The sequence below is a fragment of the Novosphingobium profundi genome (assembly GCF_018491765.1).
Classification (GTDB): domain Bacteria; phylum Pseudomonadota; class Alphaproteobacteria; order Sphingomonadales; family Sphingomonadaceae; genus Novosphingobium; species Novosphingobium profundi.
Map to the genome: position 1 here is coordinate 191,184 of NZ_JABWCU010000010.1, position 22,264 is coordinate 213,447.

The window sequence follows — 22,264 nt, forward strand, 5'->3', positions numbered from 1 at the left end:
ACTCAGCTTGCAGGTGGCTTCGTACGCGCCAAAACAGCGGGAGCATCGGATGGGAAATAGCGCATTGGAGAATTCTTCAAGTAATAAGTATAATTCAGATTGCGCGCATTGAATGCTATAATCTGCCCGATTCTAATTTGTCTCCCCGATATTCTTATAGGCGCATTATTTGCGTCCAGATATCTGGAAGGGGCGAATTAGTTCGTCCAGAAAGTCCAGCGATGGAGGCCGCCGTGCCCGCACTCGAGACCGATACGGTAGTGCTGGAAGCCGAAGCAAATGCAGCGGTCATCGCGCACTTCAACATGGTGCAGGCGGTGATCGCGCGGCTGAACGGGAACAGCTCGTCATGCAAGACCTGGGCGATCGCCGTGGTGGGTGCCCTGATCGGCCTTGCGGGGTCGGCCAAGGCGCCCGCGATCGCGTTATTCGCCTTGGCGCCAGCGCTGATCCTGAGCGGGATCGACGCGTATTATCTCGCTCTCGAAAGGGCCTTTCGCCACCTTTTCAACGCCAAGGCAGTCCGCTTGCGGGAAGGTAGCTATCGTCGCGCGGACCTGTTCGACCTGAAACCGGCCAGCGTTGCGGGCAAACCGTTTTGGGAGGCGGTGGCCTCCCCATCGGTCGCCTCGGTCTACGGTCTCCTGCTTGTCGCGAGTGTCCTCGCCTACGTCGGATTACGCATGACCGTGTGCTCGTGACACCATGACGGACGCATCTGCCGCCCAAAAATAGGGAAATGCAGCCAGAGAAACGAGGGGAAGTTGATTGGCGTCACATCCGCTTGAGCCGCAGCACGGCCCCTCGGCGCTCTGGGACGATGTGCTCTGGGAACCGCTGCTCGCCTCGCTCGATCGCGGCCAGGTTGTGCCGATCATCGGGCCGGAACTCTCGGTGGTCGAGATCGATGGCAACACGCAATCGGTCCGCACGTATGTAGCCTGCCGCCTGGCCGAGCAACTCGGGCTTGATCTGGCCGCCTTGCCACATGCCGAACTGAGCGACGTGATCGGTCTTGCCATGCGGCACAAGGTTCGCCCCATGGATGTATATCCGCGAATTCACGCGATATTGCGAGATGCCGCCATCAAGCCGGGCCCTACCCTGAAACGTCTTGCGGCCATCAGAAGCTTCGGGCTCTATGTCAGCTTGTCGTTCGACACGCTGCTGGAGCAGGCCCTGGCTGACGAGCGCGGCACGACGACCGGCCCCAGCGGTTATAACTCGTACCATCCCAGGCGCATGCCGGATTGCGACCTGGTGAGCAGCGTGGCCGACGGGCCGCCGCTGGTCTATTATCTGTTCGGTCGCTGCAGCGTGCTACCCGAATATGCGGTGAGCGACAGCGATCTGCTGGAATATCTTTTCGGCATGCAGTCCGCGGCCGCCCCTCGCAATCTCCTCGACGTGCTCAAAGGCAAAAGCCTGCTCTTTCTGGGTGGTGCGTTTCCGGACTGGCTAATCCGCATCGTGCTGCGCCTGACCCGTCAAAAGCCGCTTTCCTCGCCCCGCGAGCTTGATGGCGCGGTTGAAATCCTCGCCGACAGCCTGTCCTACCAGGATCCCAAGCTTGTTGGCTTTCTAAGCGATTTCAGCGTCGAAACGCGTGTCTTTCATGCAGGTGCGGACGACTTCGTCGACCAGCTCTGGACCCGTTGGTCCGAGCGAAGCGGCATAGTCCCACCGATCGCGCAACCGAAGGCAGAGGACGCTTTCGTGTTTCTCAGTTACGCGCGGGAGGATTCCGACGCGGCCGCTGCAATCAGCCGCGCGCTCAGGGCGGCCGGCGTGTCCTGCTGGATGGACACCGAACGCATGGAGGGCGGCCAGAACTTCCGATCGGAGATCGTGGGCCGCATCGCGCGATGCGAACTTTTCCTGCCGCTGATCTCGCGCAACACCGAGGTGCGATTGCGAGACACCTATTTCCGGCGTGAGTGGCGCCATGCCGAGGATCGACGCCAGGGAACCTCCGATAGCGTCATCTTCACGGTCCCGATCATAGTCGATGACCTCGATCCCGGCGCGCTGCGGGAAATTCCCGAGCACTGGAAACGTGACCTGAATATGTGCCGCGCGCCTTGCGGAGTCCTGGATCCGCGCGGTCTGCGCCATATCCAGCAGCTCATGAGCCGCGGATCATGAGCGATCCGTTATCGACACCGATCGATCCCGAGCATCCCTGGCCCGGGCTTGTTGCCTTCGACGAGCCGTCACAAGACCTGTTCTTCGGTCGGGACGATCCCGCCGAAGAGCTGATGCGGTTCGTGCAAAGGGACATCGTCACGCTGCTTTTCGGCCGGTCCGGGCTGGGCAAGACCTCACTGCTTCAAGCCGGGCTCTTCCCCCGCTTGCGGCAGAGCGGCTTTCTGCCCGTGCCGATCCGTCTCGACCACGGTGCGGATGCACCGCCGCTGGTAGACCAGGCCTCTGCGCGCCTTTACGAGGCCATTGACGCGCAAGGCCTTGCCCGGCCCGATCCACGTCAGAAGGAAGACCTCTGGAGCTACCTGCATCGTTGCGATCTGCAGCTGGGAAGTGACGGGAATAGTGTTCCCGTGCTCGTCTTCGACCAGTTCGAGGAATTGTTTTCGCTCGGCTTCACCAATCCGCAGCGCCAGCCTCACTGCGCCGAGTTCGTGGAGCTGCTGGCCGACCTGATCGAGGATCGTCTCCCGGCATGGCTGCGCGACAGCTGCGAAAGCGATCCGGCGCGATTCGCCGAGCTTCGCCTCGACGGCGCGCGGTATCGCATCATCGTCAGCCTGCGCGAAGATTATCTTCCCGCGCTTGAGGTTCTGACCGCACGTTCGCCAAGCTTCGGGCAAAACCGTCTGCGGTTGCTCGCGATGACATGGCGCGAGGGAATGGCTGCGGTGGTTGGGCCCGGCCGCGCGCTGCTCGAAGACGATGTGGCCGAAAAGATCGTCGACGAGCTGTCGGGCGCGGACACCAAGGCGCGCCGGGCGACGGCGGAGATCGACCCGGCGATCCTCAGTCTTTTCTGCCGCGAGCTGAACGAGCGGCGACTGCAAGCCGGAGCGGACAAGATCGACGAGACGGCGTTCACGACCGCTGCCGATGAGATACTGAACGAATTTTACGAACGCTCGATGGACGGAATCGCGCGGTCGGTTCGCCGTTTCGTCGAGGATGATCTGGTCGTCGAGCCGGGCGTGCGCGTCGATATGCCAATTGATCGTGCCCGCAAGCTTGTCGATCCCGCCGATGTCCGGGACATCGAGGAACTCGTGCGCAGGCGCATCCTGAAGCTGGAAGAGCGCCAGTCGACCGTCAGGGTCGAGCTTGTCCACGATGTGCTTCTCGAACCGCTGCGGATCAGCCGGGATGCCCGGATCCAGCAAGAACTCGTGGACGCGGCGCTTGCGGACATGGCCGAGCGGCGCCGGACCAAAGCGCGCCGGATACGGCGGCGGATCATGGTCGCGTCCGGTGCAATCGCGGCTCTCGTGGCCCTCGTCGCGATCGTCAAGGTTCAGAAGGATAGCGAAGTACGCACCGCCGCCGACAAGGCGATTTTCGGCTGCGCCTATTCCCTCCTTGCCTCAACGGACCCGGTGGCAATAGCGGACAAGCTTCCGACGCCCGGGCCAAATGGGATCAAGGGCCTGGCGCCCCACCTGACGGATCGGCGCAGATGCGGAACCAGCTTGCCCAAGCTGTTACAACGCGCCGACAAGAATGCGGCGGAAGCGATCAGTTGGGCCACATCACTTTCGTCGCTGCCGTCGGGCGAGGGCGTCAAGGAACGCGTGGCGAGGATCGATGCGGTCGTTGACGCTTATGCGATCGCCGATCGCGACGATCTGAGGCTCGAGCTTGCCTCGGCCAGGCTTTTCGAGGCGCAGGCCCTGCTGGGCGCTGGTCACGACCTGAAAGCGGCGGCGGCGACGCAAAGCGCAATCGATGCGCTGAAAACGGACACCAATTCTGCGACGAATGGCGCCACAGCGAACCCTTCGCAGCTTGCCGATCTTTATAGCCGCGTCGGCGAAATCGAACTGATCGCCGACCGTCCGGCGCACGCGCTTGCACCGCTCAGGACGGCGCTGGACCTGCGCCGGAAGGCCGCGCCGAAGGATGGCCTCGGGTCTGGCCAGGTTTCGAGCGAAGCGCGTCAGCGCCTCGCCCAAGGCTACGCGGATCTCGGGCGCGCCTATCTCAAGATGATACCGCATCGACCCGCCGAGCGGGCCGCACTGCTCAAGCAGAGCGAGGACATGTATGCCTTGTGTTGGCCCAATTCCGAAGGGGCCGCGGCCGGCCTGGATAAAACGGACGAGCTTTGGGTCGCGCTTGCCCAGCGTTGCCTTTCCGATCAGGCCAAGTCGCTGCGCGGCATCGATGATGATGCTTCGGACCGTGTGTTTCGAAGAATTTTAGGCAACTACGAACCCGATCTGGCCCGCACGCCCGAAAATGAGCGCGCTGCCTTCTACGACGTGCTTCGCGCCGTGGCCGAAAATCGCGAAGAGGTGTTCTTCACGAGTCCTCGAAACAAATCGGCGGGTACTCGCGCGCTAACCTTCCGCCGCTGGCTTGTCCTTGCTCAACGAGACGTCTTCGCCATGAGTGCGACCGCGGAACACCGCGACGCTCTCGTCCAGGCTTTGATCGCCGAAACCCGTCTGTATCTTGCGCTTGGCCGCCAGCAGCGGGGGATGGCGGAGATCTATGCCGCGCACACGCTCGACAGCCGTAATCCCGACATCAAGCGTCTGCGCGGCATAGGCTCGATCCTCGGTGGAAACGCTTGCCTCGCAAAGACAATGTTCAATGAAGCCGCCTATCTGGAAGGAGAGGGGCGTACAGTCGAACGGCTGCGACACGATGCCGAACTCCTGATACGCGCCGGGCAGGCCCGCGCGCGAGGGATAGAGCCGCTGCTCTCCAGGATTGCGCCGCGCGATCCGGGGTTCGGAATCCCGGCAAGATGCGACACCAACGCGGGTGAGGTTTGAGCCTGATCCTGGCTGTTGCGAACGTTTGGCCGCGCACTCCCGGCCAGGAGCAGGTCCTCTCCTTGAGGTCGGACTTGCGCGGGCGGTAATGGGGCGCGGGCCTCCCGGCACAGGACGCAGCGGCCCAGTCCCGGTCGCGAGAGACGGGCATTCCGGAGCTGGGAATCGGACCAAGGGTACCCGGATCGCTCGGGTACGAGCACGCGCCATGGCTGCGATGGCAGGTGGCGGGTCAGCGTTCGCGAGAAACCGATGTGTGAGCCTGGTCGATCGCCGCGCGGGTGCGGGGACGTAAAACGCCGCTTCTACGCCTGCGCGTTAGCACGATTTAGCGTGTGATCCCGCTTCCTTGTAACAAGAGTGGGCGAAGAACCGATACTCGTTGGTTCGAAAAGCACAGCTTTCGCGATCCTTGCGCAATCTGTTGGGCATCCGATTGGTTCGACCCTGCCTCGTTACCCGTTGGCCCCCAAATTCTCTATTTCGAGGGGAGCTCATCGGGAGTGTATGGCCCTAATTCCTTAACCTGACACCTGTCCAATATTTGACGGGGAAGTCGCCATTTTTACCTCTCTCCGCGGCTTCTTGGAGGCGCAAGAAGACCTGTGCGTGTCTTCGTGGAGGAGTGCTCACCTTGTCCGAATTGTTGCGATAGCGAAAATCCAGAAAGGTTCTTTTTCGCGTTTTGATCGACGCCTGCACGACGCCGTTTTGGTGTGTTCGTACGTTTTTCGGCGAATGTTGCATTCGTGCAACATGAATCGTTCGCAATTGAAATATGGGCGAAATTTTCCTCGAAACCGGTGCAAAATGCCCGCAAAGGAACGCCATTGGCGCTCCAGGGTGAGCGCTAACGTGTGTGACTTAGATCACACAGCAGCCCGGTCCGGTCACGTCTCGGGCGCACCAAATGGACAAGGAACCACATTTTGAAAGCTCTTCACCTGAAGGCTGCATTGTGCACTGCAACAAGCCTGTCGGCCTTTGCAATGCTGTGCGGCACGGCCAGCGCCCAGGATGCCAACGCCCCGACCGCCGCAGACACCAAGGGCGGCGACGATGTCATCATCGTGACCGGTTCGATCACGCGCAATCCGGCTGCCGCCACGGCCTCGCCGGTGGTCTCGATCACTTCGGACGACCTCGAGAAGCGCGGCATCAAGACCGTCGCCGACACGTTGCAGACGTTGACCGCCAACAACGCCGGCACCATCCCGGCAAGCTGGTCGGGCAATGGCTTCACCACGGGTGCGACCGCCCCTTCGCTGCGCGGTTTCAACAACGCCTACACGCTGACGCTGTTCGACGGCATGCGCACCGCCTACTACCCGCTTGCCGACGATGGCCAGCGCAACATCGTCGACATCAACTCGATGCCCGGCTCGATCGTGTCGCGCGTCGACACGCTGCTTGACGGCGCGTCGGCGACGTACGGTTCGGACGCGATCGCCGGCGTGGTCAACGTGATCACCAAGCGCCAGATCCAGGGCCTCCACCTCGACGGCTCGATGGGTATTTCGCAGCGCGGCGATGGCGCCGAGCAGCGCATCAACGGCACCTACGGCTATGGCGACCTCGACGACCAGGGCTTCAACGTCTACGCGAACTTCGAATACCAGAAGAACGCCGGGATGGACCTGTCGGCCCGCAACGGCCCGTGGAGCACGGCGGATCAGTCCTCGATCTGCGGCAGCGCGAGCGATGGCTGCCTCACCAACAACGTGCGCAACGGCATCCAGGCCGACGGCGGGTTCAACGGCATCCAGTCGACGATCGTACCTTTCGTGCAGCCCTACGCGCAGGACGCGGACGGCAACTGGGTTTCCCAGGGCAACTACCAGATGCTCAACCCCGGCGCGGGCTGCGGCAACTTGACCGCCGTTACGCTGACGCCCGAACAGCAGGCGGGCGGCGTTGCCGGCACCCCCTCGGTGGTGTGCCAGCAGGACCTCATCAACGACTATGAGGCCTACACCGCGCGCACCAAGCGCATCGGTGGCACGCTGCGCGGCACGGTCCGTCTGAACGACGTCACCGAAGCCTATCTGATGTTCAACTACTACAACGTGACCACCGCGAACCGCGCGGCGCCGATCGGCTGGACCGGCCGTACGGCTGCGGGTGGAGAGCGCGTCACGGTCAGCCAGATCCTCCTGCCGACGTATGTCTGCTCGAGCGGCACGGGTTCGCTTTCGGGCGGCATCCTCACCGGCTCGGGCTGCGATGCCTCGAACGGCGTGCTCAACCCCAACAACCCGTTCGCCGCGCAGGGCCAGTCGGCGCGTCTGCTGGGCATGCCCGACATCCCGACCTGGACCTACACCAACGCCAAGACCTACCGCGTCTCGGGCGGCGTCAATGGCTCGTTCGGCGATGGTTGGGACTACTCGGTCGGCGCCACCGCCTCGGAAGTCACGCTTGACGTCACCAACACCGGCTACATCAACGTCCAGGGTCTGATGGACGCCGTGGCGCAGGGCACCTACAATTTCGTGGATCCCTCGCAGAACTCGCTGGAAGCCACCCAGGGCGTCTTCCCCGACCAGCACAAGCGCGCGACCTCGAAGCTGGCGCAGATCATCGGCACACTCAGCAAGGACGTGTTCGAACTGCCCGGCGGCATGGTCAACATCGCGGTTGCGGGCCAGTATCGCTACGAGTCGATCAACAACCCGAGCTCGAACCCGGCCAACGACGCCAACCCGGCCGATCGCTACTACTCGATCAACGCGATCGGCGTGAAGGGCCACCGCGACGTGTGGTCGGCCTCGTATGAAATCTCGGTGCCGATCGTGGACTCGTTCCGCGTCAAGGCCGATGGTTCCTACGACCACTACTCGACCGGCCAGGAAAACTTCGCGCCCAAGTTCGAAGCCGAATTCCAGCCGATCGAGCAGGTCAAGCTGCGCGGTACTTTCTCGAAGGGCTTCCGTGCGCCGAACCTGAACGAATCGTTCCAGGATCCCTCGACCGGTTACATCACCTCGACCATCAACTGCTCGAATGCGGCCTATGCGGACTTCTGCGCCGCGCACGCCAGCAACCCGGCCTACTACGAGGGCGGCTACAGCCTGGGCATCACCGCCTCGGGCAACCCGAAGCTGAAGTCGGAAAAGTCGACCTCGTACACCTTCGGCACGGTGATCCAGCCGACCCGCAACATCACGCTGACGGTCGACTACTGGCGCACCAAGATCAAGAACCTGATCACCTCGGTCAACCCGACCGCGGAAGTCTACGAGCAGTACTACAGCAATAACGGCGTCGTCACGATTCCGGGCTTCACGGTCACCCAGGGCGCTCCGGATCCGGAAAACCTCTCGGCTCTGCCGCTGCTGGGCGAGGTCGTGGCTCCGTTCCAGAACGCGAACTCGATGCTGGGCAAGGGGATCGACGTTTCGGCTTCGGGCATCTTCGACCTCAACGACTCGATCACCTACAGCACCAACGCCACCGCTTCGTACCTGATCCGTCTGGAGCAGGACATCGACGGCCAGATCAACCGCTTCGACGGTTCGCTGGGTGGCTGCAACTGGACCTCGTGCTCGGGCGCACCGCGCTTCCGCGCTGCGTGGCAGAACACGCTGGCCTTCAACAACAAGACCAGCCTGACGCTTACCGCGTACTACACCAGCGGCTACTCGAGCACCGCCTCGGATGCCGGTGGCACCTACAAGGATTGCGCCGCCAGCGCCGAATCGGGTCAGCTCGTGACGTACCCGGACAGCGGCAATCCGGTGCAGTGCCATGGCCACAGCACCTTCGATCTCGACGGTCACGTCGAAACGAAGATCGCCGAAGGCAAGTTCACGCTTTACGCCGATGTTCTCAACATCCTCGACGGCAAGCCGAACTACGACCCCAACGCGGCTTACGGTGTCTACCAGTTCAACGCTGCATGGCAGGACCGCCTGTTCATGGGCCGTTACATGCGCATCGGCGCGAAGGTCGATTTCTAAGCCCTCCTGACGAGGTGACCGCTTCCGACTGTCCGGCATGGCCGGGCAGCCGGAAGCGCGAGGCGGGATCAGGGAAGGGTGTCCCTTGTCTCTGATCCCGCCTTGCAACCTGCCCTGCGCGCTCGAAGCGCAGGAATTCAATTACATGCCTGTTCCTGCGCCGGGTCGCGGAGCATGGCGACATAGGCCTTGGTTCCAGGCACACTTTTGCGCCGTCACCCTGGCGTCCGCCCGACAGGACTTGCCGAGGAAGTCGGGGGGGGGGCGGTCGATCACGGCGCCCGATTCTCGCGTGTGCGATCCTTTCCTGAACCAAATGCTCACGGCAGGTGCACGGCGCGATCGGCGCCGAGGGCACCAAACCATCGCTTGCGCGCAACACCGCCATTGACCCCGCCGCGCGAACTGCGAATATCGTATGTCTTGTTGGAATCGGGCACCCCGAGCGAATTTGTCGACGCAGCCTAGTCGCCAAGGCGCGATTCCGCTGCTATCGGCTTTCGTCTTGCACCCCTGAACGGGGTCTGCGGCCTTGCGTGCTACGTTCACTCGCGAGGACAGGTTTTATCGGACGTAGCATAAGGTATCTGAGAAATGACATTCGACAGGGGAAATCGCGGGTATGGTCGCGATCGTTTCGGCGGTGGTGATGATCGCTGGGGCGGCGGAAACGATCGCTTTGGCGGTGGTGACCGCTTCGGTGGCGGCCAGCGCGGTGGCTTCGGTGGCTCGCGTGGCGGCGGTTTTGGCGGCGGCGGTTCGCGCGGCGGCCCGGGCCAGGTCGTGGGGCAGGGCCGTGGTACGGTCAAGTTCTTCAACCCCGACAAGGGCTTCGGCTTCATTCAGCTTGACGATGGCGGCGACGATGCCTTCGTGCACATCAGCGCCGTGCAGTCCGCCGGCCTCGAAACGCTGGCGGAAGGCCAGCAGCTGGAATTCCAGCTGGTCGAGCGCAACGGAAAGATTTCCGCATCGGACCTCACCGTCGTCGGCGAAGTCATTGTCGCTGAACGTCGCGAGCGGTCGCCCGCTCCCGCCCAGCGTCAGCTAACGGGCGAAAAGGCCACCGGCACGGTCAAGTTCTTCAACGGCACGAAGGGCTTCGGCTTCATCGTGCGCGACGACGGCCAGCCGGATGCCTTCGTGCACATCAGCGCGGTCGAGCGCTCGGGCCTGCAGGGCCTGGCGGAAGGCGACCAGCTCGAATTCGAGATCGAGATCGATCGCCGCGGCAAGGCCTCGGCCGTCAATCTGGTCCAGCGCTGATGGATCTGGCCATGGCTGCCGCAGGTGGCCATGGCTTCGACCCGCGCTTCGCCCGATCGCGTTACGATCGGCGAGGGCAGGCAGGCGCCGATTGGCGAAGGTTCGGATCAGGGCCGGCCTTCGACAGGCAGGTTGCGGGAAAAGGGCCTGCGGCCCCGAGCCGATTGCGCCGCGCGTGGATTGATCCGCTTCCTTGCGGAGGCGATGTCTGGCACCATTTGATGAGTCCCTCGGCACGGAGGGCTCATACCCGCCTGCACGGAGGCCTTTCGCCGGCCTCAACAGGCTGATGATCTGAGAACCTGGCCATGTCCTGGCGACACCATCGTCGTGACTGGGCCGATAAGATGACAACGGATTGCATGACCAACGACGATCGCAGCGGCGACAACGATTCTCCTCTTCTCGACCTGGACAAGGGTTCGGTCCAGCGCTTCATCGCGCGCGCCAAACGCCAGGGTGTCATCACCGTCAAGGAGTTGAATGCCGCTCTCCCTCAGGACCAGATGACCACCGATCAGATCGAGGACATCATGGCCGCGATCTCGGAAATGGGCGTCAAGATCATCGAGAACGACGATGATGACGATGACGAGGGTGAACAGGAAGACGGCGTCGAGGCCGTCGATGATCGCGATGACGATTCGGGCTCGGATTCCGATTTCGACGAAGGCAATTCGCGGCGCCGTCCCGGCGAAAGCCGCAAGGCCGACAGTCACGCGCGTTCGGACGACCCGGTCCGCATGTACCTGCAGGAAATGGGCGCCGCCGAGATGCTCAGCCGCGAGGGTGAAGCGGCCATCGCCAAGCGCATCGAGGCCGGCCGCGACATGATGATCATGGGGCTTTGCGAAAGCCCCTTGACCTTCCACGCGATCATCGGATGGTCGCAGGCGCTCAACAACGGCGACATGCAGCTGCGCGAGATCCTCGATCTCGAAGCCATGCTTTCCAAGGAGCCGCAGGCCGAGAACCTGGGCGAGGATGGCGAGGGCGACGGCGAGATTTCCGCGGCCACCGCCGGTCCCACCTTCAAGGAAGACGACGACGCCGACGAGGACAACTCGGAGGAGGTCGACGAGGACGGCAACCCGATCGCCAAGCGCCGGGTCGAGGACGACGAGGAAGAGGACAACACCCTCTCGCTCGGCCAGATGGAAGCCGCGCTGACGCCCGAAGCGCTCGAGAAATTCGCGCTCATCACCGATCTGTTCCACACCTTCGAACGCGTCCAGAACGACCGGCTCGAGGCGCTGGCCCTGGGCATCGACTTCCCGCAGGCCAAGGAAGACCAGTACCAGCAGCTTCGTGAAGATCTGACCGCGCAAGTGGAATCGGTGCAGTTCCACGCGACCAAGATCGAGTACCTGATCGAAAGCCTCTATTCCTTCAATCGCCGCCTGACGACGCTGGGCGGCCAGATGCTGCGCCTGGCCGAGCGCCACAAGGTCAAGCGTGCCGATTTCCTCGAGGCCTACACGGGCCGCGAACTGGACGACACCTGGGTCGCCGAAGTGGCAGGCAGGGACAAGAAGTGGGCCGCCTTTGCCGCAAACGAGGCGGATGCGGCCGAGCGCATCCGACAGGAGATTTCGGACATCGCCGCATCCACCGGCATGGCCCTGTCCGAGTTCCGCCGCATCGTGACCATGGTCCAGAAGGCCGAGCGCGAGGCGCGCATCGCCAAGAAGGAAATGGTCGAGGCGAACCTGCGCCTGGTGATCTCGATCGCCAAGAAGTACACCAACCGTGGACTTCAGTTCCTCGACCTCATCCAGGAAGGCAACATCGGCCTGATGAAGGCGGTCGACAAGTTCCAGTATCGCCGCGGCTACAAGTTCTCGACTTATGCCACCTGGTGGATCAGGCAGGCGATCACGCGTTCGATCGCGGATCAGGCCCGCACGATCCGTATCCCGGTCCACATGATCGAAACGATCAACAAGCTCGTGCGCACCAGCCGCCAGTTCCTCCACGATCAGGGCCGCGAGCCCACGCCCGAGGAAATGGCCGAGAAGCTCTCGATGCCGCTTGAAAAGGTGAAGCGGGTCCTGAAGATCGCCAAGGAGCCGATCTCCCTCGAGACGCCGATCGGCGACGAGGAAGACAGCAGCCTGGGCAACTTCATCCAGGACGAGAACGCCGTCATCCCGGTGGACGCCGCGATCCAGTCCAACCTGAAGGAAATGATCACGCGCACGCTGGCCTCGCTCACCCCGCGCGAGGAGCGCGTGCTGCGCATGCGCTTCGGCATCGGCATGCCGACCGATCACACGCTCGAGGAAGTCGGTCAGCAGTTCTCAGTGACGCGCGAACGCATCCGCCAGATCGAGGCCAAGGCCCTGCGCAAGCTCAAGCATCCGAGCCGTTCGCGCATCATGCGCGCGTTCCTCGACTAAGCGCAGGCCGCCGGAAAATCGTTCCGATCGGGAGCGGCCATGTCCACCTCCGGGGACACGCCGCGGTGTGGTCTTTGCCACCTCGCTCGGGTCGGGGGAGGCCGCTCTTATGCATTGGGGCACTAGTCCGGCAGGGACTTGCCGCAGCTAGGAGGCCTCGCCGATGTGTTCGCGCAGCCAGGTGGCCTCGTCGCTGGGATTGCGATGGAAGTGACGCTTGAAGTCGCGGCTGAACTGCGCGGGGCTGGCATAGCCAACCTGCAGCGCGACCGCGGCTATGGACGCTTCGCGCCGCGCGATCATCAGGCGCGCCTCGTGCAGGCGCATCGCCTTGATGTACTGCATGGGCGAACTGCCGGTGAGAGCCTTGAATCCCGCGTGGTACGAGGCCACGCTCATCCCGGCGGCCTGGGCGAGGGCGGGTACGGTGAGCTTTTCGTGATAGCTTGCGCGGATCACGGATAGGCTCCTGACCACCCGGTCGGCCCCTCCGTCGCGCTGCAGGGCAGTCAGAAGGGGGCGTGCCTGCGGCCCCGTCATCACGCGAAAATGCAATTCGCGCAGGAGGCCAGGCCCCAGGATCGAGGTTTCCTGCGAGGTCTGGAGAGCCACCAGCAAACGTCGCAGCGCATCGCGAATGGTCGGTTCCGTCGGGCTGGAGACGAGACCGCGTGCGGGCTCGCGGGCGTGCGAGGCGTCCGGCATCATCCTGTCCGAGGCCATCATGGCGGCGATCTCGGCCGCGAGTTGCAGGTCGAAGTCGAGATAGATGGCGAGCAGGGGGTAACCCGGGTGGGCCTGCGAAGCCATGCGAAAGGGCACCGGCACCGCGATCGCGAGGTAGTGATCGGCATCGTAGCGATAGACGTCTCCATCGAGAAAGCCCTGCTTCGAGCCTTGCAGGACAAAGACGGCACCGGGCCGGTAGAGCACCGGCACGTCCTCGAGCATGGCTTCCGAACGCAGGATGCGCAGGCCGGGAAGGCGGGTCGAATTGTACCCGTGCCGGGGCGCAAGAGCGGCGGCCAGGTCCACGAGACAGGGCATTTCACGTGCAAGTGTCATAGGATCGAGCAAGAATTTCAGAGAAATGGCCGTTTTCCGGACCAGAGGATTGTACCATTTGGCAAGGCATAAAGGCAACCAGCAGGAACACCGCCATGTCACGACGCACCTTCTTCATCACCGGGGCGAATTCGGGCTTCGGATTTGCCATCGCCGAGGCCGCGCTTGAAGCCGGCCACCGCGTCATCGGCACGGTCCGATCCGAGGCCGCGCGGGCACGCCTGATCGAACGCCTGCCTGAAGCGATAGCGGTCCTATGCGATGTCACGCAGTTCGAGACGGTGGAGGCTATCGTCGCGCAAGCGGACCGCGAACATGGCCCGATCGATGTCCTGATCAACAACGCGGGCTATGGCCACGAAGGCATTCTCGAGGAATCTCCGCTCGAGGAAATGCGCCGCCAGTTCGACGTCAATGTGTTCGGAGCGGTCGCGGTCGCCAAGGCGCTTCTGCCCCGCTTTCGCGAACGTCGCCGTGGCTTCATCGTCAATGTGACCTCGATGGGCGGAATGATCACCATGCCCGGAATCGCCTACTACTGCGGCAGCAAGTTTGCGCTGCAGGGCATTTCGGAGGTGATGCGCGCGGAAATGGCGCCTTTCGGCGTCCACGTCACGGCGCTGTGCCCGGGTTCCTTCCGCACCGACTGGGCGGGACGATCGATGGTCCGCAGCGCGCGCGTGATCGCCGACTACGACGCCCAGTTCGATCCGATCCGGGCTGCGCGCAAGGCGAAGAACGGCAAGCAGGCCGGCGATCCCGCCCGGCTCGCCCAGGCCGTCCTCACCCTGATCGACGCCGAAGCGCCGCCACCGCAGTTGCTGCTGGGGAGCGATGCCCTGCGCCTCGTGCGCGAGCGCTACGAGGACATGGCTCGCGAGATCGAGGCATGGGAGAGCCTGACCTTGTCCACGGATGGATGAGCCGAACGCACGTGCACCCGCGCCGCGATGGATCGGGGCCTGTTCGGACGACAAAGGTCAGGCTGCGTCATCGCGGCCATGGCGCTTATCCATGTCCCGTCGCCAACGCAGGCGAAGGGTCCCGGGGCGGATGGCGTACCTCTCTTCCAAAAAGCGGGCGCCCACGATCCGGTCTGCACGAAAGTGGCGGAAATCCTCCCGCAACTCGCACCAGGCCGCAAGCATGCGTGCCTCGTCGAGAAAGCCGAGGATGATCGGCCAGATGACCCGCACCGTGGGGGCCTCGTGTTGATCGAGATACTCGATCTCGATCTTGCGGCCCTCTCGGATCCACTGGCGGGTCCGCGCCAGGTCGATCCGATCGGCGACATTCGCTATCGGGGGCCGCGTGCCGATGGCGGGATGGGCAATCACCGGGCGCAGGCGCTCGGGTACCACCCGGGTGATCTTGGCGATCAGGTCACGGGCGGCGTTGGCGAGAGCCGGGTCCCCGCGCCCGGCGACCCACTGCGCGCCCAGCACGGCGGCCTCGATCTCGTCGGCTGTCAGCATCAACGGTGGCATGTCGAAGGAATCGTCGAGGATATATCCGAATCCCGCCTCTCCTTGCACGGGTACGCGCTGGGCGATCAGGTCCGCGACATCGCGATAGACCGTGCGCCTGGATACCTCCAATTCGCGGGCGATCTCATCCGCCGTCACGGGCCGAGACGAGCGACGCAATATCTGGATTATCTGGAACAATCTGTCTGCACGGCGCACGGCTTGGTCTCCTGCTGACAGAATGCTGTCAGCAGGCCCTGGATACAAGCGGGAATGCCTTGCGACACCGGTCGCAGAGCGAAAACCCATCGAGGAAATTCCCCATGATCACCTTGTTCCACGCTCCGCAATCTCGCTCTTCCCGCATTATCTGGCTGCTGGAGGAACTGGGGGCTACGTACGAAATCCGGCCTGTCTCGATCTTCCGGCCGATGACCGGCAAGGGACTTCCCGATCCGGCGAACCCGCATCCAGACGGGCGGGTCCCGGCCATTCTCGATGACGATAGGCTCGTCACCGAATCCGTGGGTATCGTGCTTTATCTGGCCGATGCGTTTGCGGCGGCCGGGCTGGCGCCTGTGCCGGGCGATCGGCGCCGGGGGGAGTATCTTGGCTGGATTGCCTGGTATGCGACCGAACTTGAGCAGGCCATGTTCGCGGGCCTGTCCGGCGCATTGGCGCAGTCGCCCGGCAAGCAGCGCGATCATGCTGCCGTGCTGGCACGGCTGCGCAACGCGCTTGTTGAAGGGCCCTATGTAATGGGTGCCGAGTTCACGGCTGCCGACGTGCTCATCGCCAGCGCGCTGGGCTTTGGACGAAGCGCATTTCCGGACGATGAGGTGCTGGATGCCTATGTCGCGCGATGCCGCGCCCGTCCTGCGGCCATCCGCAGCCTGGCTCGGGACGATCAATCCGGTTTGCAAGTGGCCGCCTGACTGGCGCGCAGGCGATCCGGACTGGGCTTTGATCCGGATCGCCTGCGCCCCGCTCAAAACTCAAAAATTTAACATAAGAAATATTATCGGATTTGGCGGGTATGAGCTCCAAATGAATATGATAACGCCTGGAACATCGCCGGACCCGGATAGCGCGCCCGCCTAGCCCTTCGCGCGACGCGTATCGCCGCTGTTCTCGCCTGCGGCATCATGCCCGCTGATCTGGGCGCCGGCGTCGCGGGCAAAGCGCACGTTCCAGATCGTGGCGCCCAGCGAAATCGCCGTCACCACCCAGAACGCGGCGGAAAAATCGCCAAGGGTGGCATGCTCGCTGCCATGGACCAGCATGGCGAGGTGCAGCGCCAAGGCGGCAACGCAGATGCCGAGCGAGAGCATAAGCTGCTGGAAGGTCGAGTAGAACGCGGTCGCGCTGCTCATCTGGCGCGGCGCGATGCCGTCATAGGCGATGGTGTTGTAGGCGGTGAACTGCAAGGACATGAAGAAGCCGGAGAACACGAGGATGGCGAACATCGCCCAGGTCGGCCAGTTCGGGCTGAACAGTCCGCAGGTGGCGTAGCCGGCCGTTGCGATCACGCCGTTCCAGATCAGCGTGCGCCGGAACCCGAAGCGGCGCAGAACGCGCGGGGCGACCGCCTTCATCGCGAGCGAACCGACCGCGGTGGCAACAGTGATCGTCCCGCTGCGCGCGGCGGTAAAGCCGAAGCCCACCTGCATCATCAGCGGGAGCAGAAAGGGCTGCGCGCCTTGCGTGATGCGGGTGACAGAGCCGGCGATCACCGAGAGACGGAACGTGGGGTCCCGGAGCAGCGTCAGGTCGAGGATCGCGCCTTCGCGGCCTCTGGCGCGGCGGATGTAGAGCACGCCCGCCACCGTGCCGATCGCGATCAGTCCCAGCGCCAGCGATCCCTTGCCCGCCCGGCTCGCCATCTCGAACCCGAACAGCAGGCAACCGAGCGAGACACCGCTCAGCACGAAGCCGGACAGGTCGAACGGCGCGACCTCGTCCTCCTTGAAATTGGCGATGTAGCGGCTCACCAGCCACAGCCCGACGAGGCCGATCGGCAGGTTGATGTAGAAGATCCAGCGCCAGTCGAGGTAGGTCACGATGAATCCGCCGAGCGGTGGTCCGGCGATTGGGCCGATCAGGGCCGGCACCAAGAGCCAGGACATCGCGTTGACCATGTCCTGCTTGGCGACCGAGCGCAGCAGCACGAGGCGTCCGACCGGGATCATCATTGCCCCGCCCATCCCCTGCACGAACCGCGCGAGCACGATCAGTTCGAGCGTCGGTGCCTGTCCGCAGGCAAGGCTGCCCACCATGAACAGCGCGATCGCGGCGCGGAATACCGTGCGCGAGCCGAACCTGTCGGCAAGCAGGCCCGAAGCCGGAATGAAGATCGCCAGGGCCAGCAGGTAGGACGTGAGCGCGATGCTCATGTCCTGTGCCCGCACCGCGAAATCGCGCGCCATCGTGGGAAGGGCCGTCGCCAGCACGGTCGCGTCGACGAATTCCATGAACAGCGCCGAGGCCACGATCAGCGCCACTAGGCGGTAGTTCTGCCCGGACGTCTGCGGCCCACCGGAATCGCGCGCCGGGGCGAGCGCACCGGCGGCGGGAACGATCCCGTCGCGCACCTCGGCGTTGACCGAGGCGATGCCACGGCGTCTCGGCGTCAGCATGGAAGCGCGAGAGGCAGAGCGGTGGAGGTCATGATCGATCAGCTTTCCGGTGGCGCGAAGGCGCCCGATGATGGCGACAAGGCGCCCGCGAAACGGTGCAGGACGCGCTTTCGTCGGCCGCGCGCCTTTGGATTGTTCCTATAGGCGAGGTTGCGTGTTTGGGAACCTTGCGCCGCCCGCAAGGGATGCAATGATTGCAACTGGTTTGGCGCGGTCGGACGCGGGCATGCATTTCCGCCAGTTGCATCAGGACTTTCGGCGCGAATTTGCCTTACGCGCCCTCCTCGATCGTTTCAAAGTGTTTCCGGGCCTGCGGCTTCATTGACCCTTCTTGAGTGGCGTGGAACGCATCTTTCGACGGAGTTCGAAGTCAAATCGGACCAATCCTTGAGAGGTGCCCCATCGTGCGACGTCCCCACAAGCCCAAGCTTGTCGCTCTCGTCATGTTGCTGTTCGTGTTCCTGGCCGCCGTGCAGCTGGGTGCCAGTCTCGCCTTCTACCAGGCCATAGACCGCCAGGCGGTTCGCGAAGATCATGCCCGCCGCATTGCGGAACTGCTGGTGGTGAGCGATCGCGTCCACACCTTGTCACCGGAACGGACGTCAGGCGCGATGAGCACCCGCCATCTGGTCGCGACGGTTACCCCGCAGCCGGAAATCGACACGCAGGCCTCCTCGCCCGATACACGCGACATCGCCGGCAAGATCGTCACCTGGGAACCGAGCTTGGCCGATCGTGCGCTGCGTCTGGCCAAAGTGCCGGGCGCGAACGAGACTTCGGACCTCGTCGGCTCCATCCGCCTTGGCGACGGAAACTGGCTGAACTTTCGCTCGCTGGACATCAACTCGATGTGGCCGATCGCCAACCGGGCGATCGTGATGACCCTCGTGGGCGCCGCCAGCCTTCTCGCGCTGGGACTGGGCCTGCTCCACCTCCTGACCCGGCCGCTGCGCCGGCTGACCACGGCTGCAGACCGCATCGGCCACGGACGCGACGTCGATATTCGCGAAAGCGGCCCGCGCGACATCCGCGAGCTTGCCCATGCCATGAACCAGATGCAGGCGCGCATCGCCCGGCTGATCCGGGATCAGGCAAAGTCCTTCGAGGCGATAAGCCATGACTTGCGCACGCCGCTCGCGCGCCAGAAGATCGCGGCCGAACTTGTCGACGACGCGGAAATGTCGGCGCTCATGCTTGCCAACGTGGACGAGATGGAGGGCCTTCTCGCCTCGCTCCAGACGTTCCTGAAAGCAAACCGGATGCAGGCGAGACCCGAGACGCTGGAGCTCGAGGCTTTCGTCCGCGATGTCCTGTCGACCTTTGGTGACCACGTCGAAGTCCGCGCCAGCGAGAACATGCCGCTCAGCACGTATCGCGAACCGCTGGCGATGACCCTGTTCGCCCTTGCCGAAAATGCCATCCACTATGGCGAAAAAGCCTTGGTCGACATCGGCCGCGACGCCCAGGGCCGGGCGGCGATCGTCGTGCACGACAGCGGTCCCGGCATTCCCGAACAGTACTTCGAAGACATACTCGACCCCTTCTTCCGGCTCGATACGGCCCGAAGCCGCGATACGCCCGGCTTCGGACTGGGCATCCCCACCGCGTACTGCCTGATGACCCGCTTCAACGGGGAGCTCCACTTCGCCACCTCGGATGCAGGGGGCCTTGCCGTTCATGTGCGGGTGCCGAGCCCGGATAGCTAGAACCCGCCCGAGCGACCCGCCCGCTTGCGGGAGTGCGACGCGGTCACTGCGAAGCCTTGATCTCCGTCACGCTCTTCATGTCCCGGTCGAGGAAGAAGCCGAGAAAGGTGCGAATTGCGGCAATTGCCGCCAGTTTGCCGATATCGTCCCAGGTGGGGGCTATCGCCGTGCGGATGATGTCCGCACCGAGCGCGAATTCCAGCGAGATGAGGATCCACGCGGCGAAGCGTTGCCACACGCTCCGCACGAACGCGGGCATGGGGAGCGTGCGCGCGAAAAGGCCCTTGGCGATGTTGAGGGCCGCCATGAAGGCACCGATGAACACGGTGAGCACGGCCAGTGTCTCGACCACCAGCGCCGCCCCCTCAGCGAGTGTCTTGAAACTCTCTTCCATCGCGGCTTCGCCTCCTGACGGCTTTGTGGGCGCGTTGCCCGTCCTGCAACATCTGCCTGTACGACCTCGGCACTATACCTGATGGGCCCGCCTGCGGGGCCGCGCTAGATTCCGCAAGTTCCCAAGGAACCTGTCCTGCCCACGCACCGCACGGGAGCGGGGTGGATGCGAGACGAGGAGAGAACGAACATGGCGCCCCCGATCCGCGAAAGTGCACCACTTCGGCCCGAGCGGGTGGACCCGCGCGAGGTCCCTCCCCTGCCCGAGATTGCGCCGGGCGAGGAAGGCAAGGCCGCGACCATCCTGTCGCGCTTTCGCACCACGCTTTCGCGTCGGCGCACCGGTCTTTCCGAGCACCGCACCGACCTTTCCGAATTCCGCACCGACTTGTCGCAGCACCGTACCGAACTCGGCATGCGCCGCACTGGCATGGCCATCCAGCGCACCCGCATGGCGGCAGACCGGACCCTCATGGCCGAAGTGCGCACTTCGCTCTCGATGATCGGGTTCGGCTTCACGCTCTACCAGACCTTTCGCAAGCTGAGCGATGCCGAGATGATCGCGGCCTCGCACGCGCCCGGCAATTTCGGCCTCAGCCTGATCGTGCTGGGACTGATCATTCTTCTGGGCGGCATCGTGCGTCACATCCAGTTTGCCAACGAACTGCGCGCGCGGCGCAAGGAACTGGTGGCCCAGTCGCTCGTGCACGGCGACGCGCGCTATCCCTTTTCGGTCACCTTGCTGGTTGCCATCGGCCTGCTGATCGTGGGCATTCTGGCCGTGCTCAACGTGGGCTTCGGGCTGCAGGTGTTCGGGTGACGGTACCGGCCACCCGCAAGGGTGGCCGGCCGATCGGCGCAGGCGCCGTCAATCCTGCGCCGCGTGTTCCTTGAACTTGTCGATGAGCTTGGAGAAGTCGCCCGACATCGCCTCCTGGCGCGGCGGGAAGTCCTTGAAGGTCATCACGTGCTTGGTCATGAAGTCGATGATCGGAAGCAGCACCCAGCCCTTGTGCTCGGCCAGCTTGCGATTGACGTCGCCCCATTGGCGCTCGAACGGGTCCATCAGGATGTTGGTGATCATCGGGCGCCCGAGGTGGACCAGCGGGTTGTCCCACTTGCCTTCCATCTTGGCCGCGATCGTCACCTTCCAGGGGCCATAGCGCACCGCCGCCAGGTTGGTTTCGTCGTAGTAGAAGTAGTGCTTTCGGGTCGAGGGCCCGGTACCGGTGAACAGCGCGGTCTGGTCATAGCCATCGAGGTGGACCTTGTAGCTCTTGCCCTCGTGCTCGAGGCCTTCCTTCAGCTTCTCGTCGAGCTTGGGCATGCCCGCGAGCGCGGCGAAGGTCATGAAGAAGTCCTCCATCGCGACGATTTCGGAACTGACCTGCCCGGCCGGAATCTTGTCCGGGTAACGGATCACGCACGGCACGCGCACGCCGCCTTCCCAGGTCGTGCCCTTGTCGCCGCGGAACGGCGAAGTGCCGCCCTCGGGCCACATGTACTGGTAGGCGCCGTTGTCCGAGGTATAGACGACGATGGTGTCCTGTGCGATGCCCAGTTCGTCGAGCTTGTCGAGAAGCTGGCCGACATGGCCGTCGTGCTCGGCAAGGCCATCGCCGTAGATGTCCGCTTCCGAAGCGCGCGAGACGCCCCTGCGCTCGTCGAGCATATGCGTGAAGACGTGCATGCGGCTGGCGCAATGCCAGATGAAGAAGGGCGTGTCCGCGGCAACCTGGCGCTCCATGAAATCGCACGACTTGGCGACGATCTCATCGTCGATGGTCTTCATGCGCTCGGTGTCGAGCACGCCTTCGTCCTTGGTCTCGCCCGTCGCGGTTCCCGAAATGATGCCGCGCACGTTCCAACGCTCGGCGAATTCCTTGGTCTGCGGGCGATCGGGGTCCTCCGGGTCCTCGTTGGCGTTGAGGTGGTAGAGGTTGCCGAAGAATTCGTCGAAGCCGTGGCGGTGGGGCAAGTGCTCCTCGCGGTCGCCCAGGTGGTTCTTGCCGAACTGGGCGGTGGCGTAGCCGTCGATCTTGAGGATCTGGGCGATCGTCGGGTCCTTGTCCGACATGCCTTGCGGGGCGCCCGCGCAGCCCACCGTCGTCAACCCGGTCCGCGCCGGCATCTGCCCGGTGATGAACGCCGCCCGGCCCGCCGTGCAGGAGGGCTGCGCGTAGAACGAGGTGAGGCGAATGCCCTCCTTGCCGATGCGGTCGATGTTCGGTGTTGCCACCCCCATGGTATCGCCGCCGTAGGAGCTGATGTTCCAGTAACCGATGTCGTCGCCGAAGATTACGAGGATATTGGGCTTTGCCCTTGGCATGGCACTCTCCTGTGCTTGGGAAGCTTGTTCCCTCGGACGTAGGAGCGTCGGTCGGGCCGCGGC

15 protein-coding genes are annotated in these 22,264 nt (G+C 63.8%); 10 read left to right on the forward strand and 5 right to left on the reverse strand.

The genetic code is table 11. From position 1 onward, the window contains the following. The first annotated feature begins 233 nt into the window (after positions 1-233). From HT136_RS13215 to rpoD, 6 genes are all read left to right on the forward strand, one after another. The gene (locus HT136_RS13215; protein ID WP_214200241.1) at positions 234-701 is read left to right on the forward strand and encodes a hypothetical protein; all 468 of its coding nucleotides are present in this window, start codon (positions 234-236) and stop codon (positions 699-701) included. Between the two features lie 67 nt (positions 702-768). Further along, positions 769-2,145: a toll/interleukin-1 receptor domain-containing protein gene (locus HT136_RS13220; RefSeq protein ID WP_214200242.1), complete on the forward strand. Its 1,377-nt coding sequence runs from the start codon at positions 769-771 to the stop codon at positions 2,143-2,145. Then, complete coding sequence (locus HT136_RS13225) at positions 2,142-4,982, forward strand: nSTAND1 domain-containing NTPase (protein WP_214200243.1); 2,841 nt, start codon at positions 2,142-2,144, stop codon at positions 4,980-4,982. Before HT136_RS13220 ends, HT136_RS13225 begins: the two co-directional genes overlap by 4 nt. A gap of 929 nt (positions 4,983-5,911) precedes the next feature. Next, positions 5,912-8,941, forward strand: a complete 3,030-nt coding sequence (locus HT136_RS13230) for a TonB-dependent receptor plug domain-containing protein (protein WP_246543677.1) — start codon at positions 5,912-5,914, stop codon at positions 8,939-8,941. A 594-nt stretch (positions 8,942-9,535) separates the two neighbouring features. Beyond that, entirely contained in the window at positions 9,536-10,207 is a 672-nt protein-coding gene (locus HT136_RS13235) for a cold-shock protein (protein WP_214200245.1), read from the forward strand. Between the two features lie 362 nt (positions 10,208-10,569). Next, positions 10,570-12,606, forward strand: coding sequence for an RNA polymerase sigma factor RpoD (gene rpoD / locus HT136_RS13240; RefSeq protein WP_214200247.1), 2,037 nt, complete (start codon positions 10,570-10,572; stop codon positions 12,604-12,606). A 147-nt stretch (positions 12,607-12,753) separates the two neighbouring features. Here the strand turns inward: rpoD and HT136_RS13245 are convergent, their stop codons facing one another. Then, positions 12,754-13,653: an AraC family transcriptional regulator gene (locus HT136_RS13245; protein WP_214200248.1), complete on the reverse strand. Its 900-nt coding sequence runs from the start codon at positions 13,651-13,653 to the stop codon at positions 12,754-12,756. A gap of 113 nt (positions 13,654-13,766) precedes the next feature. Here HT136_RS13245 and HT136_RS13250 point away from each other — a divergent pair, with 113 nt between their 5' ends. Beyond that, entirely contained in the window at positions 13,767-14,594 is an 828-nt protein-coding gene (locus HT136_RS13250; RefSeq protein ID WP_214200249.1) for an oxidoreductase, read from the forward strand. A 57-nt stretch (positions 14,595-14,651) separates the two neighbouring features. On the opposite strand, the gene HT136_RS13255 is transcribed toward HT136_RS13250, so the two are convergent. Continuing rightward, positions 14,652-15,356, reverse strand: coding sequence for a helix-turn-helix transcriptional regulator (locus tag HT136_RS13255; protein ID WP_214200250.1), 705 nt, complete (start codon positions 15,354-15,356; stop codon positions 14,652-14,654). Between the two features lie 104 nt (positions 15,357-15,460). On the opposite strand from HT136_RS13255, the gene HT136_RS13260 reads away from it, so the two are divergent. Next, positions 15,461-16,072, forward strand: a complete 612-nt coding sequence (locus HT136_RS13260; RefSeq protein WP_214200252.1) for a glutathione S-transferase family protein — start codon at positions 15,461-15,463, stop codon at positions 16,070-16,072. A 162-nt stretch (positions 16,073-16,234) separates the two neighbouring features. Here the strand turns inward: HT136_RS13260 and HT136_RS13265 are convergent, their stop codons facing one another. Next, positions 16,235-17,773: an MFS transporter gene (locus tag HT136_RS13265; protein WP_214200253.1), complete on the reverse strand. Its 1,539-nt coding sequence runs from the start codon at positions 17,771-17,773 to the stop codon at positions 16,235-16,237. A 404-nt stretch (positions 17,774-18,177) separates the two neighbouring features. On the opposite strand from HT136_RS13265, the gene HT136_RS13270 reads away from it, so the two are divergent. Further along, positions 18,178-19,479: an ATP-binding protein gene (locus tag HT136_RS13270; protein ID WP_343222181.1), complete on the forward strand. Its 1,302-nt coding sequence runs from the start codon at positions 18,178-18,180 to the stop codon at positions 19,477-19,479. A 43-nt stretch (positions 19,480-19,522) separates the two neighbouring features. Here HT136_RS13270 and HT136_RS13275 read toward each other — a convergent pair whose 3' ends face one another. Further along, positions 19,523-19,873 (reverse strand): DUF1622 domain-containing protein, encoded by a 351-nt coding sequence (locus HT136_RS13275; RefSeq protein ID WP_214200254.1) that lies wholly within the window; start codon positions 19,871-19,873, stop codon positions 19,523-19,525. Between the two features lie 189 nt (positions 19,874-20,062). Between HT136_RS13275 and HT136_RS13280 the strand changes: the two genes are divergently transcribed. Further along, the gene (locus HT136_RS13280) at positions 20,063-20,692 is read left to right on the forward strand and encodes a YidH family protein (RefSeq protein WP_214200255.1); all 630 of its coding nucleotides are present in this window, start codon (positions 20,063-20,065) and stop codon (positions 20,690-20,692) included. 48 nt (positions 20,693-20,740) lie between these two features. Here the strand turns inward: HT136_RS13280 and HT136_RS13285 are convergent, their stop codons facing one another. Then, positions 20,741-22,201, reverse strand: a complete 1,461-nt coding sequence (locus HT136_RS13285; protein WP_214200256.1) for an arylsulfatase — start codon at positions 22,199-22,201, stop codon at positions 20,741-20,743. Between the last annotated feature and the right edge of the window lie 63 nt (positions 22,202-22,264).

What these genes read in the sequence shown, in the direction of transcription:
- HT136_RS13235 (WP_214200245.1), top strand. Translation starts at nt 9,536, where the DNA reads ATGACATTCGACAGGGGAAATCGCGGGTATGGTCGCGATCGTTTCGGC.
- HT136_RS13250 (WP_214200249.1), top strand. Translation starts at nt 13,767, where the DNA reads ATGTCACGACGCACCTTCTTCATCACCGGGGCGAATTCGGGCTTCGGA.
- rpoD (WP_214200247.1), top strand. Translation starts at nt 10,570, where the DNA reads ATGACCAACGACGATCGCAGCGGCGACAACGATTCTCCTCTTCTCGAC.
- HT136_RS13245 (WP_214200248.1), bottom strand. Translation starts at nt 13,653, where the DNA reads ATGCCCTGTCTCGTGGACCTGGCCGCCGCTCTTGCGCCCCGGCACGGG.
- HT136_RS13275 (WP_214200254.1), bottom strand. Translation starts at nt 19,873, where the DNA reads ATGGAAGAGAGTTTCAAGACACTCGCTGAGGGGGCGGCGCTGGTGGTC.
- HT136_RS13260 (WP_214200252.1), top strand. Translation starts at nt 15,461, where the DNA reads ATGATCACCTTGTTCCACGCTCCGCAATCTCGCTCTTCCCGCATTATC.
- HT136_RS13265 (WP_214200253.1), bottom strand. Translation starts at nt 17,773, where the DNA reads ATGCTGACGCCGAGACGCCGTGGCATCGCCTCGGTCAACGCCGAGGTG.
- HT136_RS13285 (WP_214200256.1), bottom strand. Translation starts at nt 22,201, where the DNA reads ATGCCAAGGGCAAAGCCCAATATCCTCGTAATCTTCGGCGACGACATC.
- HT136_RS13225 (WP_214200243.1), top strand. Translation starts at nt 2,142, where the DNA reads ATGAGCGATCCGTTATCGACACCGATCGATCCCGAGCATCCCTGGCCC.
- HT136_RS13280 (WP_214200255.1), top strand. Translation starts at nt 20,063, where the DNA reads ATGGCGCCCCCGATCCGCGAAAGTGCACCACTTCGGCCCGAGCGGGTG.